General features: G+C 73.5%; 12 protein-coding genes. 8 read left to right on the forward strand and 4 right to left on the reverse strand.

Features of this window, described 5'->3' with window-relative positions:
• Nucleotides 1-44: 44 nt before the first annotated feature.
• The 4 genes from recQ (at nucleotide 45) to OG389_RS30270 (ending at nucleotide 8,303) form a co-directional block, all read left to right on the forward strand.
• Nucleotides 45-2,189: a DNA helicase RecQ gene (gene recQ, locus OG389_RS30255; RefSeq protein WP_328301628.1), complete on the forward strand. Its 2,145-nt coding sequence runs from the start codon at nucleotides 45-47 to the stop codon at nucleotides 2,187-2,189.
• Nucleotides 2,190-2,334: 145 nt separating this feature from the next.
• Complete coding sequence (locus OG389_RS30260) at nucleotides 2,335-5,511, forward strand: DUF3376 domain-containing protein (protein ID WP_328301629.1); 3,177 nt, start codon at nucleotides 2,335-2,337, stop codon at nucleotides 5,509-5,511.
• Between the two features lie 55 nt (nucleotides 5,512-5,566).
• Nucleotides 5,567-7,618 (forward strand): SpoIIE family protein phosphatase, encoded by a 2,052-nt coding sequence (locus tag OG389_RS30265; RefSeq protein WP_328301630.1) that lies wholly within the window; start codon nucleotides 5,567-5,569, stop codon nucleotides 7,616-7,618.
• A gap of 64 nt (nucleotides 7,619-7,682) precedes the next feature.
• Nucleotides 7,683-8,303, forward strand: a complete 621-nt coding sequence (locus tag OG389_RS30270) for a GNAT family N-acetyltransferase (protein WP_328301631.1) — start codon at nucleotides 7,683-7,685, stop codon at nucleotides 8,301-8,303.
• 36 nt (nucleotides 8,304-8,339) lie between these two features.
• Here the strand turns inward: OG389_RS30270 and OG389_RS30275 are convergent, their stop codons facing one another.
• Nucleotides 8,340-11,210 (reverse strand): SpoIIE family protein phosphatase, encoded by a 2,871-nt coding sequence (locus OG389_RS30275; RefSeq protein WP_328301632.1) that lies wholly within the window; start codon nucleotides 11,208-11,210, stop codon nucleotides 8,340-8,342.
• On the reverse strand, nucleotides 11,207-12,202 hold the full coding sequence (locus OG389_RS30280; RefSeq protein WP_328301633.1) for a GlxA family transcriptional regulator: 996 nt from the start codon (nucleotides 12,200-12,202) through the stop codon (nucleotides 11,207-11,209). Before OG389_RS30280 ends, OG389_RS30275 begins: the two co-directional genes overlap by 4 nt.
• Nucleotides 12,203-12,510: 308 nt before the next feature.
• Here OG389_RS30280 and OG389_RS30285 point away from each other — a divergent pair, with 308 nt between their 5' ends.
• On the forward strand, nucleotides 12,511-13,119 hold the full coding sequence (locus OG389_RS30285) for a cysteine hydrolase family protein (protein ID WP_328301634.1): 609 nt from the start codon (nucleotides 12,511-12,513) through the stop codon (nucleotides 13,117-13,119).
• 75 nt (nucleotides 13,120-13,194) lie between these two features.
• Here the strand turns inward: OG389_RS30285 and OG389_RS30290 are convergent, their stop codons facing one another.
• Nucleotides 13,195-14,343, reverse strand: coding sequence for a glycerate kinase (locus OG389_RS30290; RefSeq protein WP_328301635.1), 1,149 nt, complete (start codon nucleotides 14,341-14,343; stop codon nucleotides 13,195-13,197).
• Between the two features lie 144 nt (nucleotides 14,344-14,487).
• Between OG389_RS30290 and OG389_RS30295 the strand changes: the two genes are divergently transcribed.
• From OG389_RS30295 to OG389_RS30305, 3 genes are read left to right on the forward strand one after another with little or no spacing between them, the layout of a single operon-like run.
• On the forward strand, nucleotides 14,488-16,254 hold the full coding sequence (locus tag OG389_RS30295; RefSeq protein ID WP_328301636.1) for a BCCT family transporter: 1,767 nt from the start codon (nucleotides 14,488-14,490) through the stop codon (nucleotides 16,252-16,254).
• 35 nt (nucleotides 16,255-16,289) lie between these two features.
• Entirely contained in the window at nucleotides 16,290-16,796 is a 507-nt protein-coding gene (locus tag OG389_RS30300; protein WP_328301637.1) for an NUDIX hydrolase, read from the forward strand.
• A gap of 53 nt (nucleotides 16,797-16,849) precedes the next feature.
• Nucleotides 16,850-17,278, forward strand: a complete 429-nt coding sequence (locus OG389_RS30305) for a hypothetical protein (protein WP_328301638.1) — start codon at nucleotides 16,850-16,852, stop codon at nucleotides 17,276-17,278.
• Here OG389_RS30305 and OG389_RS30310 read toward each other — a convergent pair.
• Nucleotides 17,275-17,817 carry a methylated-DNA--[protein]-cysteine S-methyltransferase gene (locus OG389_RS30310; RefSeq protein WP_328301639.1) on the reverse strand — a complete coding sequence of 181 codons (543 nt, stop codon included), beginning with the start codon at nucleotides 17,815-17,817 and terminating at the stop codon, nucleotides 17,275-17,277. The genes OG389_RS30305 and OG389_RS30310 overlap by 4 nt on opposite strands.
• Nucleotides 17,818-17,825: the final 8 nt, after the last annotated feature.

The raw sequence follows: 17,825 nt of genomic DNA on the forward strand, positions 1-17,825 counted from the left end.
GGGATCCGTACGGATGTGTCCGAGGAGGTCGCTAGGCTTCTCGGATGACCACTTCGGAAGCAGCCGTCGAGATTCCCGATGCCCGGCAGGTGCTCCACCGCGTCTTCGGGTACGACTCGTTCCGCGGCGAGCAGCAGCAGATCATCGAGCACGTCGTGGACGGCGGCGACGCGCTGGTACTGATGCCGACCGGCGGCGGTAAATCGCTGTGCTACCAGATCCCGGCGCTGGTCAGAGCGGGTACCGGAGTGGTGATCTCGCCGCTGATCGCGCTGATGCAGGACCAGGTGGACGCGCTGAACGCACTCGGGGTGCGGGCCGGGTTCCTCAATTCGACGCAGGGCGCCGACGAGCGGCGGGCCGTCGAGCAGGCCTTCATCGGCGGCGAGCTCGATCTGCTGTACCTGGCTCCCGAGCGGCTGCGCACCGAGGGGACGCAGCGGCTCCTCGACCGGGGCACGGTCTCCCTCTTCGCCATCGACGAGGCGCACTGCGTCGCCCAGTGGGGCCACGATTTCCGGCCCGACTACCTCGCACTGTCCATGCTGCACGAGCGCTGGCCGAAGGTGCCGCGCATCGCGCTGACCGCGACGGCCACCGAGGCCACGCACGCCGAGATCGCCGCGCGCCTCGGCCTGGAGGAGGCCCGCCACTTCGTGGCCGGCTTCGACCGGCCCAACATCCAGTACCGGATCGTCTCGAAGAACAACCCGGTCAAGCAGCTGCTGGAGCTGATCCGGACCGAGCACGCCGGGGACGCCGGGGTCGTCTACTGCCTCTCGCGGGCCTCGGTGGAGAAGACGGCGGCTTCCCTCGTGGAGCAGGGCATCGACGCCGTGCCGTACCACGCGGGGATGGACGCCCGGACCCGCGCGGCGAACCAGTCGCGGTTCCTGCGGGAGGACGGGGTCGTGGTGGTGGCCACGATCGCGTTCGGCATGGGCATCGACAAGCCGGACGTGCGGTTCGTGGCGCACCTGGACCTGCCGAAGTCGGTCGAGGGCTACTACCAGGAGACGGGCCGCGCCGGCCGTGACGGGGAGCCGGCCACGGCCTGGCTGACCTACGGGCTCCAGGACGTGGTGCAGCAGCGCAAGATGATCGAGGGCTCCGAGGGCGACGAGGCGCACCGTCGCGGGCTGGCCCAGCACCTCGAAGCGATGCTCGCGCTGTGCGAGACGGTCGGCTGCCGCAGGGTGCGGCTGCTGGCGTACTTCGGGCAGACGGGCGCGCCGGACTGCGGGAACTGCGACACCTGCCTGACGCCGGCCGAGTCCTGGGACGGGACGGTCGCGGCGCAGAAGCTGCTGTCCACGGTGTGGCGGCTGGCCAAGGAACGCCGGCAGAAGTTCGGCGCCGGCCAGGTCATCGACATCCTGCAGGGCAAGAAGACGGCCAAGGTCATCCAGTTCGACCACGACGCGCTCTCGGTGTTCGGCATCGGGGCCGACCTGGGTACGCCGGAATGGCGCGGGGTCGTACGGCAGTTGCTGGCGCTCGGGCTGCTGGCGGTGGAGGGCGACTACGGGACGCTCGTGCTGACGGAGGCCAGCGGCGAGGTACTGGCGGGCCGCCGGAACGTCGCGATGCGCAAGGAGACGGCTCCGCCCGCGGGGTCCTCCCGCAGGGAGTCCGGATCGCGCTCCGGGAAGGGCGCGCGGGTGCCGGTCGACCTGCCCGCGGAGGCCCTCCCGGTGTTCGAGTCCCTCCGCGCCTGGCGCGCCGAGACCGCGCGGGAGCAGGGCGTGCCGGCGTACGTCGTCTTCCACGACGCGACGCTCCGGGAGATCGCGACCCAGCTGCCCGGCACGGTCGCGGAGCTGGGCACGATCAGCGGGGTCGGCGAGGCGAAGCTGGCCAAGTACGCCGAGGGCATCCTGCGGACCCTGGGCGGGGTGGAGCCCGGTCCCGGGTCCGGCGCGGAGCCGGCTACGGGGTCCGGTACCGGGTCCGCTGAGGCTCCCGCCCCGGTGGCTCCCGCCCCGGTGGCTCCCGCCCCGGTGGCTCCCGCCCCGGTGGCTCCCGCCCCGGTGGCGGCGGCCCCGGTGGCCGCCCCGCCCGTCGTCGCCGCGGCGACGGCCCCGCCCGTGGACGTGCCGGCGCGCAGGACCCCGGCCCCGCCGGAGGGGGAGTCCCTCTTCGGCCCGGAGGACGAGGACATCGACCCGCCCTGGGACGACTGGGAGTAGGCCCGGATCGGGCCGGGAGGAGCCGGGAGGAGCCGGGAGGAGCCGGGAGGAGCCGGGAGGACGGCCGACGCGGCCTCGCGACCCCCGGCCGGGGCGCGGGGAGGCTCCGGCTGCGCGAGGGTTGGTCCGGGGGCAAGCTGGAGGCATGACCGGTACCCGGCCGGGCCCCCGCAGCTCCGAATTGCGGCTGGCCCTCGCCATGCGGGGCGGGGTCAGTCTCGCCGTCTGGATGGGCGGCGCGTGCTGCGAGACCTCCCGGTTGCGCGATGCCTCCCCGGAATCGCCCGTGGTTCCCGGGACCGCCGTCTACCGCAAGCTGCTGGAGGGCTGCCAATACCGCAGCGTGGACATCGACGTCCTCGCCGGCACCAGCGCCGGCGGGCTCAACGGCGTCCTGCTCGCCTGCAACCTGGTGTACGGAATGCCCTTCGGGGCCGGGGTCCGTGACGTCTGGCTGCGTCTCGGCGACCTCGAGGACCTGCTGCGCCGCCCGGCCCTCGGCGGCCTGGAAACCCTGCTGCGCCGCCGGACCCTCTTCGTCCTGCCCGACTCGCTGATGCGCGGTGACGAGTTCTTCTACGAGGAACTCCGCGCGGCCATGGAGAAGCTCATGGGGGAGGCGCCCCGCGGGTTCAAGGCCAGCACCTCGCTCCGGCTGATCCTGACGGCGACCCGGCTGCGGCCCCGCAACGACCGGGTGCGGCCCACCCTCGGGCAGCCGCTGCTGGTCGGCCGCTCGGACGCGTACTTCCACTTCCGCCACCGCGGCGGCCTGACCGACTTCCCCACGGATGTCGAAGCCCGCAAGGAAGCCCTGAAACGGCTCGCCTATGCGGCCCGCACCTCGTCCTCCTTCCCCGGGGCCTTCGAGCCGGGCCGGCTGTTCGTCGGGAACGAACCGCCCTGGCCCCCCGAGGACCCGCCCAGGGTCGACATGCGGGGAATCAGCAGCGAGACCGGCTATCCCGACGAACGGCTGAACGGCTGCGCCGAGTTCATCGACGGCGGGCTCCTCGACAACATCCCCGTCGCCTGGGCGGTCCGCGCCATCGCCGGAACCCCGGTGACGAGGAAGGCGGACCGGTGGCTGCTCTTCCTCCAGCCGGTGCCGCCCTTCCCACCCGAACCCGTGAAGGGCGCCGGCCCCGGCGCCACCCGCCTCGTCAGGATCGCCGCGAAGTCCCTGGCCGTGAAGTCGGGTGCCGAGTCCTTGTACGACGACGCGCTCGCGCTGCGGGCCGCCTCCGACACCACTCAGCTGACCCGGGGCATCACCCGCGCGCTCCCCCCGGACCTCGCCTCCCTGCGCTGCGCGGCGGCCGCGCGCGAGGCCTCGTACAGCGCGGCCGTGGGCCTGGCCGAGGCCAAGCGGCTCATCCGGCTGCTGGAGGACCCCTCGGGCGTGACCGGCCCCGATTCCCTACCGGTGCCCGCGGGTCCGGGCCCGTTGGAGGTGCTCGACACGGGCCGGGGCGAGGCGTCGGTGTTCTTCGCCCGGCTGCGGGAGGAGGCGGAGAACCTCGCGCCCACCCCGCGCGGTACGCCGCTGGCCCTGGCCCGCGCGGTACGGCTGCTCATGGACTGGGTGTCGGCCTGCGAGGAGGGCCGGGGCGAGGACGGGAACGACGGCCGGTACGACGACCAGAGCGAGGGCCGGCACGACGACCAGAACGACGGCCGGAACGAGGCCCGCCTCCGTGCCGTCGCGGAGTGCCGGGAGCTCCTCTACGCCTACCGTTTCGCCGTCTCCACGCTCATCGCGGTCTGGGACCGGCTGTTGCTCGACGCCTACGCGGCGGGCCTCGCCGGCGGAGTTCCGGCAGACCCTCTCGCCCCCCGCACCCGGGCCGCGGAGCGGCTGCGGGCCGCACTCGCCGTGCCGTCGATGCCGGCCGAACTGCCGTCGATACCGGCGACCGGGGCGTTGGTGCAGAGGTGGCGCACCTGGGCGGTGGACCTGGCCGCCGCGCTGGCGGACGGGCCCCAGCCCCCGCCGGGAGCCGGCGCCGTCGACCACCAGGTGGCCTACGCGGACCTCTGGGACCGGATCGCGGAGCTCGGGCGCTACATCGGGCGACGACTGGACCCCGCCCCCGTCGGGTTCGGGGCCCTGGGAGCCGCCGCACTGCTCGGCAACGCGAGGATGCTCGGCGCGCTCACCGACGCCGAGATACTCCTCGGCCCCATGCGCCCCGATCCGCAGTCCGAGGCCACCGACATCGACTTCCACACCGTCTCCGCCGCGAACCGGAGCTGGGCCGCCGATCTGGTGCTGGGCCGGGAACGCACCCCGCGGGAGATGGTCGAGGGCAAGCTCAGCGGCAACCAGGTCGCGAACTTCGCCGCCTTCCTCAGCGTCCGCTGGCGCCTGGGGGACTGGATCTGGGGCCGCCTCGACACGGCCGCCTCGCTGGTCTCCGTCGTCGCCACCGACGAACGTCTCGAACGCGCCTTCGGGGGCTTCACCGATCTCCCCGACCTGCACCTGCGGGTCGCCAGGCTGATGGACCCGGGTCCCCGCTTCACCGAGCTGTGGGACCAGTCCCTGGAGAACCGGGCGGAACTGGAGCCCTGGGACCGGGTGCGGTACGTCCTCACGGCCGTCCGCCAGCGCGAGATCCTCGGCGAGGAGCTGCCGCTCCTCACCGAACTGCACCGCAAGGGCTTCAAGGCCGGCAACCGGGTCCGGGACATCCCCGACCCCCAGCTGGTGCCCGAGCTGGACCTGGACGCCCCCGGCGCCCTGGGAAAGGCCCTGGAGGCACTCGGCGAAGTCGGGGCCGAGCGTGCCGGCCGGCTGCTCCGGGCCCCGGACCCGTGCCGTGCGGCGGTGCGCACCGGCCTCGTCGCCTGGTCGTCGCTCCAGCCCTCGGGCCGGAGCTGGGCCCGGCTGCCGCGCGCCGTGCTGGCGGCGCTGAAGCCAGTGTTCTGCCTCCTGCCGGTGATCGCCTGGTTCGCGCCCCGCAAGGCCCTCGTGGCCGCCGCCCTGATGGGGTGCGGTGTCGCCGTCGGCGCCGGGCACTGGTCCTCGCTCCTCGGCCAGGTCCCGGTCTGGCTGGCCGTCGGCGCCCTGTTCGCGCTGGCCGCCGCCGCACTGCTGCGCGCGGGCTGCGACCGCTACGGGCCGGTGTGCGGGTTCGCGGTGGGCGCCGGGCTCCTCGCGGGTGGGCTCCAGTACGGGAACCCCGGCCCCACCGGCTGGTGGGGAGCCCTGATCCTCTACGCCGTCCTGCTGTGGGTCACCGCGGTCCTGCCCTGGCTCTACCCGAAGCCGCGGACGCGGCCCGCCCCGCCGGAGCCCGACACAGCGCCGGGCCGGTAAGCCTCGGATAGGGTGAATCGGTAGGAATCGGGCCCCCTGGGGTGAGGTCGGCGCATTGGACACGTACCAGGAGACGGGCGAGGTACCGGACCAGCCGGTGGCTGCTGTCGGGTACGCGGGCGTGCTGAGCGAACTGCTGCCGATCGCCCTGTGGCGGGAGGATGCCGGAGGGCGGGTCGTCGAGTGGTCGCTGGCCGCCCAGGACCTGCTCGGCTACCGCCCCGAGGACATCCTCGGCCGGTTCGGCGGCGCTGTGCTCGTCCCCGACGCGAACCAGGAGCTCGCCGCCCAGCTGACCGCCCGGGTCCAGGCGGGGGAGACCGTCGTCGGCACGCTGCCCGTGCGCCACCGCGACGGGCACCGCGTCCCGATGGAGATGTGGATCCTGCCCTCCCCCGATCCGCAGGGGCGTACCGGGGCCATGCTCATCGCGGTGGAGACCACTGAGGTCCTGCGGATGCGCGATTCGCTGGCCGCACTGCAGAGCCTGTTCACCCAGTCGCCCATCGGCCTCGGCACCCTCGGCCCGGACCTGCGCTTCCTGCGCGTCAACGACGCCCTCGCCCGGATGAACGGCGTGTCCGCCGCCGAGCACGTCGGCAAACGGCTCACCGAGGTCGTGCCCGGGGTCAATGCCGCCGCGCTGGAACGCCTCATGTGCCAGGTGCTGGAGGGCGGCTCCGCCGTCGTGGACGTCCGCCGCACCGGCCGCACGCCCGCCGATCCCGACCGCGACCGGACCTGGTCTTGCTCGTACGCCCCGCTGCTGGACGGCTCCGGGCGGCGGCTCGGGCTGATCGCCTCGCTGATCGACATCACCGACGGGCAGCGCGCCCAGGAGGAGGCGGAGCGGGCGCGCAGCCGGTTCGCCCTGCTGGCCGAGGCCGACGCCCGCATCGGCACGACGCTGGACCTGGGGCAGACCGCCCAGGAGCTCGTGGAGGTGCTGGTACCGCAGCTCACGGACTCGGCGGACGTGCAGCTCCTGGAAACGGTGCTGGAACCGGACGAGGCCGCCGCGTCCACGCGCGGCGTGCTGCGCCGCCTCGCCGCCGCCTTCCCGGAGCCGGGAGCGCCCACCTCCCGGCTGGTCGCCGGGCAGACCTTCCAGGTCCCGGCGGGCACCGCCTACGCGCAGGTCATCGCCGAGGGCCTGCCCATGAACCTCTACACGGCCGACATCCCGGCCCTGATCAAGGACCCGCGGGCGGGTGCGCTGCGCGCGTACCTGGCCACCCTCGGCTGCGCCCGGATGGTCCCGCTGGTGGCCCGCGGCAGGGTGCTCGGGGTGGTGGTGGTGACCCGGGTCCGCGGGCGCGAGCCCTTCGACGACGAGGACTGCGTACTGATCGACGAGGTGGTCGCCCGGGCGGCCCTCAACGTCGACAACGCCCGGATGTACACCACCCAGCGCGCGGCGGCCCTGACCCTGCAGCGCAGCCTCACCAACAACGTGCTGCCCGAGGTCGCCGGGTTGGAGCTGACCGGCCGGTACCTGCCGGCCAGTGACCACGACGTCGGCGGCGACTGGTTCGATGTGATCGAGCTGCCCGACGGCCGGACCGGCCTGGTGATCGGCGACGTGATGGGGCACGGAATCCACGCGGCCGCGGTCATGGGTCAACTGCGCACGGCTGTACGGACTCTGGCGCGCCATCAGGTGACCCCGGAGGAGATGCTCCGCTCGCTGGACGCGGTGGTGGCCGACCTCGGCGAGGACGAGATGGCCACGTGCGTCTACGCCGTCCACGACCCGGCGACGGGCGCGTGCGTCATCGCCCGCGCCGGGCACCCGCCGCCGGCCGTCGTCACGGCGTCGGGGACCGTGACTTTCCTGGAGGGCCCGCCGGGAACCCCGCTCGGCACCGGGGGCAGGGAGTTCCGTACCGAGGAGGTGCTGCTGCCGCCCGGAAGCCTGCTGGTGCTCTACACCGACGGCCTGATCGAATCCCGGGACCGGGACCTGGACGAGGGAATGGCGGGGCTGGCCGGTGCGCTGCGGGGTGCGGGGGAGCCGCTGGAGGCCCTGTGCGACGCGATCCTGGAGCGTCTCCTGCCGGAGGCGGCGCAGGACGACGTGGCGGTGCTGCTGGCCCGGACCCGCTGAACGCAGAATTGACCTAGTGCAATAACTATTTGTGTCTAGCGCAATGGCTGGTTATCGTTTCTCCATGTCTGCCAAGCCGCCTTCGCCCGTCACGCTCACCGGCCGCCACATCCGCCTGGAGCCCCTGACCAGGAGCCACCTCCCCGACCTGTACGCGGCCGGCGGCGGCGACGACCAGGTGTGGCAGTGGCAGGGCGGCCCCACGCCGCACTCGGAGGCGGAGCTGGGCGCCAAGCTCGACTCGGTGCTCGCGGACGCGGAGCGCGGCAGGTACCTGCCCTTCGCCGTCATCCACCTCGAAAGCGGCCGGGCCATCGGCTGGACCACGTACCTCGACATCAACCCGGCCGACGAGCGCCTGGAGATCGGCTGGACCTGGTACGGACGCGCGTACTGGCGCAGCGCCGTCAACACCGAGGCGAAGCTGCTCCTGCTCACCCACGCCTTCGAGGACCTCGGCATGGGTCGGGTGCAGCTCAAGACGGACCACCTCAACACCCGCTCCCAGGCCGCCATCGCCCGCCTCGGCGCCCAGCGCGAAGGCGTCCTGCGCCGCCACCGCCGCCGCCCGGACGGCACGTGGCGCGACAGCGTCTACTTCTCCCTGCTGGCCGACGATTGGCCGCAGGCCAAGGCCCGGATGGCCGCCCGGCTCCGAGCCGGGGACGCCGCTACCAGGCCCTGAGCCGGGACCGCGCCACCGGACTCCGCGCCGGGCCCCCTACCAGGCCAGGTCCTCCAGGGCGTCCAGGTCCAGGAGGGTCGGTGGCGCAGGCTCCGTCCCGTCCGACAGCGGCAGTTCGGCCCAGATCACCTTGCCCCGGTCCGTGTAGCGGGTGCCCCAGCGCACCGCGTACTGCGCGACGAGGAACAGCCCGCGCCCGCCCTCGTCGGTGGTGGCCGCGTAGCGCAGGTGCGGGGAGGTGCTGCTGCCGTCGGAGATCTCGCAGATCAGGACGCGATCGCGGAGCAGCCGGACCCGGATCGGCGGGCTCCCGTAGCGGATGGCGTTGGTGATCAACTCGCTGAGGATGAGCTCGGCGGTGAAGGAGATGCCCTCCAGGCCCCATGCGGCCAGCTGCGCGGCGCCCGCGCGGCGGACCCGGGAGACGTCAGCGGGGTCCGGGAGCACCTCCCACTCCGCGATCCGGTTGGCCGGCAGCCGCCGGGTGTCGGCGATGAGCAGGGCGATGTCATCGCTCGGCGACGGGAACAGCAGCGCGGCCAGTACGTCGGCGCAGGCCTGGTCGGGGCTGCGGTCGGGCCTGGCCAGGGTCTCGGTCAGCAGGGCGAGTCCGCTGTCGAAGTCCCGGTCGCGGTCCTCCAGCAGCCCGTCGGTGAACAGGACGAGCCGGCTCGCCTCGGGCAGGTCCAGCTCCACGGCCTCGAAGGGCATCCCGCCGACGCCCAGCGGCAGCCCGATCGGCAGTTCGGGGAACCGCACCAGCCCGTCGGGACCGACCAGCGCCGGGCCGGGATGGCCGGCGCTGGCCATGGCGCAGCGGCCGGACACCGGGTCGTAGACCGCGTAGAGGCAGGTGGCGCCCGTGACGCTCGAGGACTCGCCTTCCCCGGCCCGGTCGTCGCCCGCGGACTCGTCCTGGTCGATCCGGTCGATCAGCTCGTCCAGGTGGCCCAGCAGCTCGTCGGGTGGCAGGTCGAGCGTGGAGAAGTTGTGCACGGCGGTCCGCAGCCGGCCCATCGTGGCGGCCGCGTGCACCCCGTGCCCCACGACGTCGCCGACGACCAGCGCGACCCGGGCGCCGGCGAGCGGGATCACGTCGAACCAGTCCCCGCCCACCCCCGCCTTCGCGGGCAGGTACCGGAACGCCACGTCCACGGAGTCCAGGTCCGGCAGCACCCGCGGCAGCAGGCTGCGCTGGAGGGTCACGGCCACCGCGTGCTCGCGCGTGAAGCGGCGGGCGTTGTCGATGGAGACGGCGGCCCGCGCCGCCAGCTCCTCCGCGAAGGACAGGTCCTCCTCGTCGAAGGGCTCGGGGGTGTCCGCACGCCAGAAGTTGGCCATGCCCAGGACCACCCCGCGGGCCTGGAGCGGTACGGAGATCAGCGAGTGGAGCCCGTACTCAAGGGCCACCCGGGTGCCCTCGTGGTCCTGGGCCCGCCAGCCGAAGGCAGAGGCCAGGTCGGCCGCCAGCACCGCCCGCCCGGCGTCCAGGGCCGCCGCCATCGGCGCCGTGGGCACCACGAAGCGGATGGTGTCGCCGACGGGCTGCAGGGGCGAGTCCACGCGGACCCCGCTCATCGCGGCCCGGCGCATCTCGGTGTGTGTGCCGAGGCTGGGCTCCTCGCCGCGCAGCACCGGCTCAAGCAGCTCCACCGTGACGAAGTCCGCGAACCGCGGTACCGCGACCTCGGAGAGCTCCTCAGCGGTGCGCACCACGTCGAGGGTGGTCCCGATGCGCACGCCGGCGTCGTAGAGCAGTTGCAGGCGGTCGCGGGCGACGGCGGCCCGGCCGGAGAGCGCGGCGAGCTCGGTGGAGTCGCGCAGGGTCGTGACGGTGCCCGAGGGGCGGCCGCCGTAGGGCTTGGTCGGGCGTACGTTGACGGCGAGGAGCCGGCCGCCCGCGCGGTGCACCTCGTCGGTGGCGACCCGCCCGGACACCAGCAGCGCGGCCGTGCGCGGATCGAGGCCGAGATCGCCGACGTGCCGCTGCTCGGCGTCGGCGGGCAGGTCGAGGAGGCGGCGGGCCTCGTCGTTGGCGAGGACGACCCGGCCCTCGGTGTCGATGATCAGGACGCCCTCGCGGACGGCGTGCAGAACCGCTTCGTGGTGTTCGTTCATCCGGGTCATCTCGGCCTCGCCCAGGCCCCGGGTCTGGCGCCGCAGCCGGCGGCTGACGAGGGCGGCGCCGCCGGTGCCCAGGAGCAGGGCGCCGGCCGCCGCGCCGAGGAGCAGGGGCAGCTGGCCCTCGACCACGTCACCGACGTTGGCGACCTCGATGCCCGTGGCGACCAGGCCGACGACCGTGCCCGAGGAGTCCCGTACGGGCACCACGGCGCGCACCACGTCGCTCGGCTTCCCCTTGAACGTCTCGGTGAAGGCGTGCCCGGCCACGGCGCGGGAGAGGTCGCCCGTGGAGCGCTTGCCGATCAGCTCGGGGCGGGAGTCGGTGTACCGGATCCCGTCGGTGTTCATGACGGCGACGAAGTCGACGCCGGAGCCCCGGCGGGCCCCCTCGGCCAGCGGCTGGAGCCGGGCGGTGGGATCGGGGGACCCCAGCGCCGCCGGGAGGCCGGGGGCGTTGGCGAAGGCCTCGGCGGCCGCCAGGGAACGGTTGCGGGCGTCGCGCTGGCTGTCGTACCGGGCCTGGAAGAACAGGGCCGTGGCGGCGGCGGTGATCAGCACCAGCACGAGGACCGCCTGGAGGGCGAAGACCTGGCCGGCGAGGCTGCGCGCACCGGGCGAGAGGTTCGAGGACAGCCCGGAGAAGGGGCGGGCGATCCGGCGTGCGAACCGGCGCGCGGACCGTCGTACGCGGACGAGCAGGGACCGGCCGGGGCCCGGCCAGGACGGGGCCCCGTGCTCGGGCGCCCCTTCAGAGCCCCTGGGCAGGCCAAAACGTCCGGTCATGAGCCATTTCTAACACTGTCCGCAGGGTTTGGGGGAGGCTCCGGCGAGGTAGCCGCCGCACGGTAGGCGCGGGGGCTGGTGCCGATGTACGAGGTGAAGTGCTGGCGGAAGGTGACCTCACTGGCGAATCCGGCGCGCCGGGCCACCTCGGGGACCGGATGGTCGGTGCGTTCCAGCAGTTTGCGGGCTTCGTCCAGACGGTGGCCGAGGAGCCATTTGTGCGGGGTGGTGCCCGTCGCGGCGGCGAAGTGCCGGGCGAAGGAGCGCGGCGACATCCCGGCCCACCGGGCCAGGGTGGCCACGTCCAGCGCCTCGTGCAGCCGCCCCAGCGCCTTGGCCCGTACGGCGGCCAGCGCCTGGGCGGTCCGGTCGGTGGCCGGGGTCGGGCGGTCCAGGTACTGGGCGTGGTCGCCGGTGCGGAAGGGGCCCGTCACCATCGAGCGGGCGATGGCGGCGGCGGCCTCGGAACCGTGGGCCTCGCGGACCAGGTGGAGGCAGAGGTCGATGCCGGAGGCGACCCCGGCGGAGGTCCACACCCCGTCGTCCTCGACGTAGAGCGGGGCCTCGGTCACCAGTACGGCGGGGTGCCGGCCGGCCAGCGCCGGGGCCAGCGACCAGTGGGTGACGGCCCGGCGGCCCGCCAGCAGACCGGCCTCGGCCAGCACGAAGGCGCCGGCGCACAGGGCGGCCACGGGTATGCCCCGGACGTGGGCGTCCCGCAGGGCGGCGAGGACGGGCTCGGGCGTCGGGTCGCACGGCCGGGCCAGCGCGGGGACGACGACGAGGTCGGCCCCGCCGAGCCAGTCGAGCCCACGGTCGGGGGTCAGGGACAACCCGCCGGGGAGCGGGATCGGGCCCGGGGACAGGGCGCACCGGCGCAGCTCGAAGGGAGGCACTCCGAGGTCGCTGCGGTCAGGACCCCAGACCTCGGTGATGACGGCGAGGTCGAAGGCGCGGATGCCGGGCTGGACGACGATCGCGACGCGGTGCATGGCGGTGAGTCTGCCACGCCCGCCCCGCCGGGCAGCACGGCTGTGGGGGCCTGTGGGGCACTGGCGGTGCGCCGGTGAGGGGGGAGGGCCGGGAAACCGGATCCGGGGCGTGCGGGGCCCCGGAGCGCCTCCTGGGGGTCGCGCACGCCCTGCGGGGCCGTCGCCGGGCGCGGCCCGGGGGCTGCGGGCGGGGTGTACGCGGTCCGCGGTGAGCGAAGGGAGGAGGGGCTGCCAGAGTGGCAGGATCCCATCGGTCGGGGTCCCCCGCGCCGCTGTTGCGGGGGCACCGGGCCGCCCAGGATGGAGCCATGACGAACAAGATCGAGATCGCCGCGAACAGTGCCCTCCTGGTCATCGACGTGCAGCAGGGCTTCGACGACGCCGCCTTCTGGGGGCCGCGCAACAACCCGGCCGCCGAGGCCAACATCGCCGAGCTGATGGACGCCTGGCAGGAATCGGGCCGCCCGCTGGTGCTCGTCCAGCACGCCTCCCGCCCCGGCGGAGCCCTCGCCCCGGACCTGCCCGGTCACGCCCTCAAGGACTTCGTCGGCGAGCGCGCCGGCCAGGCCGCCCTGCACGTCGTGAAATCGGTGAACTCCTCCTTCTACGGCACCCCCGACCTGGCCGACTGGCTCACCGCCCAGGGCATCGGACAGCTCGTCCTCACCGGTATCCAGACCAACATGTGCGTCGAGACCACGGCCCGGATGGCGGGCAACCTGGGCTACGACGTCCTCGTGCCGCTCGATGCCACGCACACCTTCGACCTGGCCGCCGGCCCCGGCCCGGACGCCCCGCGGCTGACGGCCGACCAGCTCGCCACCGCCACCGCCGTCAACCTGCAGGGTGGCGGCTTCGCCCGGATCGTCACCACCGCTCAGCTCGTCGAAGGGGCCCGCGCCCGGGCCGGCGCATAGCGCGGACCGCCCGGCGCACCGCCGGCCCGGCCCCCAGTGCGGGGGGCCGGGCCGGCGGGTGGTGCGGTGGTGCGGTCAGAGGACGTCCGACGCGATGTTCTGCGCCACCCGTTCCAGCAGCGGGCCCGCGTTCGCGATGCACACCGCCGGGTCGGGCTCGATCTCCGTGAGCGGGTACGCCCGGCGGATGCCGGCCGCCTGGAGGGCCTCCTGGGTGAGCAGCAGTCGGCCGCAGACCGCGACGACCTCCTTGCCCGCCGCGCGGGCCGCCGCCGCGACACCGGCCGGAGCCTTGCCGTGGAGGGTCTGCTCGTCCAACGAGCCCTCGCCGGTGATGACCAGCGTCGCCCGCTCCAGCGCCGGCGCGAAGCCGAGCACCTCGAGCATCAGCTCGATGCCGGGACGGAAGGACGCGCCGAGCAGCAGCGCCCCGTAGCCGATGCCGCCCGCGCCGCCCGCGCCGGGCGAGAGCGCCGCCTCCGCGGCCAGGGAGCCGATCGACTTCTCCAGGACCACCGCGAAGTGTGCCAGCGCCGCGTCGAGCGTCGCCACGTCCTCGGGCGACGCCCCCTTCTGCGGGCCGTAGACCGCCGGAGCGCCCTTCGGACCCGTCAGCGGGTTGTCCACGTCGCTCGCCAGGACGAAGTCGATCTCCTTGATGCGGGGGTCGACGCCCGACAGGTCGGCTGAGGCCAGCCCGGCCAGCGCGCCGCCGCCCGGACCGACGGGTTCACCGTTCGCATCCAGGAACACCGCGCCCAGCGCGGCCAGCATGCCCGCGCCGCCGTCGGTGGTGGCGCTGCCGCCCACGCCGAAGACGATCGAGCGCGCTCCCGCGTCGAGTGCGGCCTTCAGCAGTTCGCCGGAGCCGTAGGTGGTCGCCGTCAGTGGGGCGAAGACACCCGCCGGCAGCAGCTGGAGGCCGGAGGCCTCCGCCATCTCGACCACCGCGGTGCCCTCGCGCAGGGCGAAAGCGGCCGTGACCTGGTCACCGAGCGGTCCGGTGACCCGTACCTCCCGGCGTTCGAAACCGGCCGCCACAGCGGCCGCGACCGTACCGTCGCCGCCGTCCGCGACGGGGAGGGTCTCGATCTCCACGCCCGGTACGGCCTTGCGAAGGCCGGCCGTCACCCGCTCAGCGACCTGAACGGCCGTGAGCGAGCCCTTGAATTTGTCCGCGGCGATGAGCACGCGCGCGGTCTCAGTTACTGCTCCGTCCGTCACCTTGCTAATCCCTTGCTATCGAACAGTGCAGTCGCGCCGTGCATGAGCCTATCCGGAGGATCCTCCTATGCCCATGGGTGGCCTGGGCCACACCCGGCGCGGCATACCCCTAAATAGGGATATACGCCTGCATAGTGTGGCCGCATGAGCACGGATTCACTGGAACAGCCACGTCCGGATTCCCCAGGTGGGGGCTCCGGAGGACCCGGCGGCGGTACTCCCGGCGGCACTCCCCACTCCATTCCCGACGGCACCCCCGACCTCGGCGTGGTCACTGTCGGAGTGATCGCCGTCCTGGCCGTCGTCGCCTGGGCTGCACTGGGGAAGAGCTCCTTCGACTCCGCGTCGAGCACCGCGCTGGCCTGGGTCCTGAACAACTTCGCGTGGCTGTTCGTGATCGCAGCCGATGTGTTCCTCGTCATGTGCGTCGTGCTCGCGATCAGCCGCTTCGGCCGCATCCGCCTCGGCGAGGACGACTCGGAGCCGGAGTTCACCAACCTCGCGTGGATCGCGATGATGTTCAGCGCGGGCATGGGGATCGGCCTGATGTTCTACGGGGTGGGGGAGCCGCTCACCCACTACCTGAATCCGCCCCCGGCCTCCGGCGCGGCCCCCGGCACCGGTGACTCCGCCCGGGCCGCGATGGACTACTCCTTCTTCCACTGGACCCTCACCCCCTGGGCGATCTACGGCATCGCCGGCCTCGCCCTCGCCTACGCGACCTTCCGCAAGGGCCGCGGCAACCGCCTGAGCTCCGCCTTCGTCCCCCTCATGGGCGAGGAGCGGGCCAACGGACGGCCCGGCAAGGCCATCGACCTGCTCGCCGTCTTCGCGACCGTCTTCGGCACCGCCACCAGCCTGGGCCTCGGCGCCCTCCAGGTGGCGAAGGGGCTCAACATCACCACCGGGGTCGAGGACTCGACGACCCTCGAGCTGATCATCATCGGGTCCCTCTCCGCCGCCTTCGTGCTCTCCGCCTTCTCCGGCCTGCACAAGGGCGTCAAATGGCTCAGCACGATCAACATCGTGCTCGCCGCGTCCCTGATGCTCTTCGTCTTCGTCCTCGGCCCGACCGTCTACGTCCTCGACGTGATCCCGGCGAGCGTCGGCAGCTACCTGCACGAGCTGCTCCCCATGGCCACCCGTACCGGTGCCTTCACCGACAGCACGTGGCTCGGCGCGTGGACGATCTTCTACTGGGCGTGGTGGCTCTCCTGGGCGCCCTTCGTCGGCACCTTCATCGCCCGCATCTCGCGCGGCCGTACGATCCGCGAGTTCCTCGTCGGCGTGCTCCTGGTGCCCAGCGGCGCCACCGTCGTCTGGTTCTGCGTCATGGGCGGCACCGCGATCCGCCTCGACTCCACCGGCGCCGCCGACATGGCCGCCAAGCTCAAGGAAGGCACCGAGGCCTCCCTCTTCGCGATGCTCGACGCGCTCCCCCTGGGCACGGTCACCTCGTGGATCGCGATGGCGCTGGTGATGACGTACTTCGTCACCAGCGCCGACTCCGCCTCCCTCGTCATGGGCTCGCTCACCAGCCGCGGCTCCCTGCACCCGCCGACCTGGCTCGTCGTCACCTGGGGCGTGCTGATGGCCGGGGTGGCCGCCGTACTCCTCGTCGCGGGCGGCCTGAAGTCCCTCCAGACGGCCACCATCCTGGTCGCGCTGCCGTTCGTGATCGTGATGCTGCTGCTCTGCTGGGCCCTGGTGAAGGAACTGAGGGCGGACCCCGGCGCCGGACCCGTCCGCCACCACGCACTGCACGGCATGCGGGACGCGGTCAGGGCCATGGTCGGAGACGCCATCACCGAACAGGGCCCGGCCCGACACTTCCGCCTGCGCCGCGTCGCCGAGTCGAAGAACCGCGACCGCGCGGACGGACCGGGCGGCGCGGGATCCCCGGGCGCGTGACCCGGCCCGCCGGGGCGGCTGGGTAGGGTTGCGGCGTGACCACCACGGATGACTACGCCACCTACATCGCGAGCCTGCCCCGGGTGCTGGCCGGTGCGGCCGCGCTCTACCGGGACGCCGCGGGTCGGGTGCTCCTCGTCGAGCCCAACTACCGCGAGGGCTGGGCCCTGCCGGGCGGCACCATCGAGTCGGACCGGGGCGAGTCCCCGCGCACGGCGGCCCGCCGCGAGAGCGCCGAGGAGATCGGCATCGACGTGCCGCTGGGCCGGCTGCTCGCGGTGGACTGGACGCTCGGCCCGGACCGGCCCCCACTCGTCGCGTACCTCTACGACGGCGGCGTGCTCGACGCCGGGCAGCTCGCCTCCATCCGGCTCCAGGAGGAGGAGCTGATCTCGTGGCGGCTGGTGGAACCGGCAGACCTGACGGACTATCTGCTCGGATCGCTCGGTCCACGCACCCAAGAGGCCTACCGGGTCATGCTGTCGGGCGAGGGCGCAGCGGAGCTGGAGAACGGCCGCAGACCGCAGGCCTCGGGCCGCTGAGTCCCGCCCGCTCGTTATTCCGTGCCTACACCGAGCAGGACAGAATTCCGTAGATGATCACGATGTACGCCTGGCCCAGCACCGCCGACGGGCCCGACGCCCTGCCCATGGTCCACTTCACCACGGATCAGCAGGCCGGCGGTGAGGTCACCCCCGACGGGGTGCCGGTCTGGATGTTCGACACCGCGATCCACGACGGCGGTTGGGCCACTTTCACCGACTTCGAGGCCTGGTCCGTACCGGCCGCCGACTGGCGGGCCTTCTACCGCCGTGAGGACGACGTCCTCGCCGTCACCGGTCCCGGTTCCTGCGAGGGCTGGTACCAGGGCGGTCTCGGCGCCGACACGGACTGGGTGCGCGCGGCCACCGCCCAGCAGAGCGTGGTCCTGCTCGCGGCCCCCGTCCAGCACCCGTCCCTGTACGCCTACGCCGTCGAGGCGGGCGCCGCCTTCGCGCTCCTCGTCCCGCTCGTGGTGATCTAGGGCCTGTCGGGCTGGAGGGTTTCCGCGCCGGACTCGAAGGCGAGCAGGCGGACCTTGCGGCCGACGCCGCCGCCGTAGCCGGTCATGGAACCGGACGCCCCGATCACGCGGTGGCACGGCACGATGATGCTGACCGGGTTCTTCCCGTTGGCCAGGCCCACCGCGCGCGAGGCGTTCGGCTTGCCGAGCCTGGCGGCCAGCTCCCCGTACGACCAGGTCTGCCCGTAGGGGATCCGTACGAGCTGCTCCCACACGCTGCGCTGGAACTCCGTGCCATCCAGCCGGACCGGCAGGTCGAACGAGGTGAGCTCCCCGGCGAAGTACGCGGTCAGCTGCCGCACCACCTCCGGGAAGGGCTGCTCGCCGGCCGCCACACGCTCCCCGAAGGCCTCCTCGGCCGGGCGGTGGCGCTGCCCCGTCATGTAGAGACCGCTGAGGACCCCGCCGGTGGCGACGAGGGTGAGCGGCCCGTAGGGACTGTCGACGACGGTGTGCTGCTTGCCGCTGCTCGTGCCGGCGCTGCTCGTGCTGCTGCTCATGATGGTTC

Source organism: Streptomyces sp. NBC_00435 (assembly GCF_036014235.1).
GTDB lineage: Bacteria > Actinomycetota > Actinomycetes > Streptomycetales > Streptomycetaceae > Streptomyces.

Excerpts from the sequence above, each read along its gene's own strand:
- OG389_RS30285 (WP_328301634.1), top strand. The coding sequence starts at position 12,511 with ATGACGAACAAGATCGAGATCGCCGCGAACAGTGCCCTCCTGGTCATC.
- OG389_RS30310 (WP_328301639.1), bottom strand. The coding sequence starts at position 17,817 with ATGAGCAGCAGCACGAGCAGCGCCGGCACGAGCAGCGGCAAGCAGCAC.
- OG389_RS30275 (WP_328301632.1), bottom strand. The coding sequence starts at position 11,210 with ATGACCGGACGTTTTGGCCTGCCCAGGGGCTCTGAAGGGGCGCCCGAG.
- OG389_RS30270 (WP_328301631.1), top strand. The coding sequence starts at position 7,683 with ATGTCTGCCAAGCCGCCTTCGCCCGTCACGCTCACCGGCCGCCACATC.
- OG389_RS30295 (WP_328301636.1), top strand. The coding sequence starts at position 14,488 with ATGAGCACGGATTCACTGGAACAGCCACGTCCGGATTCCCCAGGTGGG.
- OG389_RS30260 (WP_328301629.1), top strand. The coding sequence starts at position 2,335 with ATGACCGGTACCCGGCCGGGCCCCCGCAGCTCCGAATTGCGGCTGGCC.
- OG389_RS30280 (WP_328301633.1), bottom strand. The coding sequence starts at position 12,202 with ATGCACCGCGTCGCGATCGTCGTCCAGCCCGGCATCCGCGCCTTCGAC.
- recQ (WP_328301628.1), top strand. The coding sequence starts at position 45 with ATGACCACTTCGGAAGCAGCCGTCGAGATTCCCGATGCCCGGCAGGTG.
- OG389_RS30305 (WP_328301638.1), top strand. The coding sequence starts at position 16,850 with ATGATCACGATGTACGCCTGGCCCAGCACCGCCGACGGGCCCGACGCC.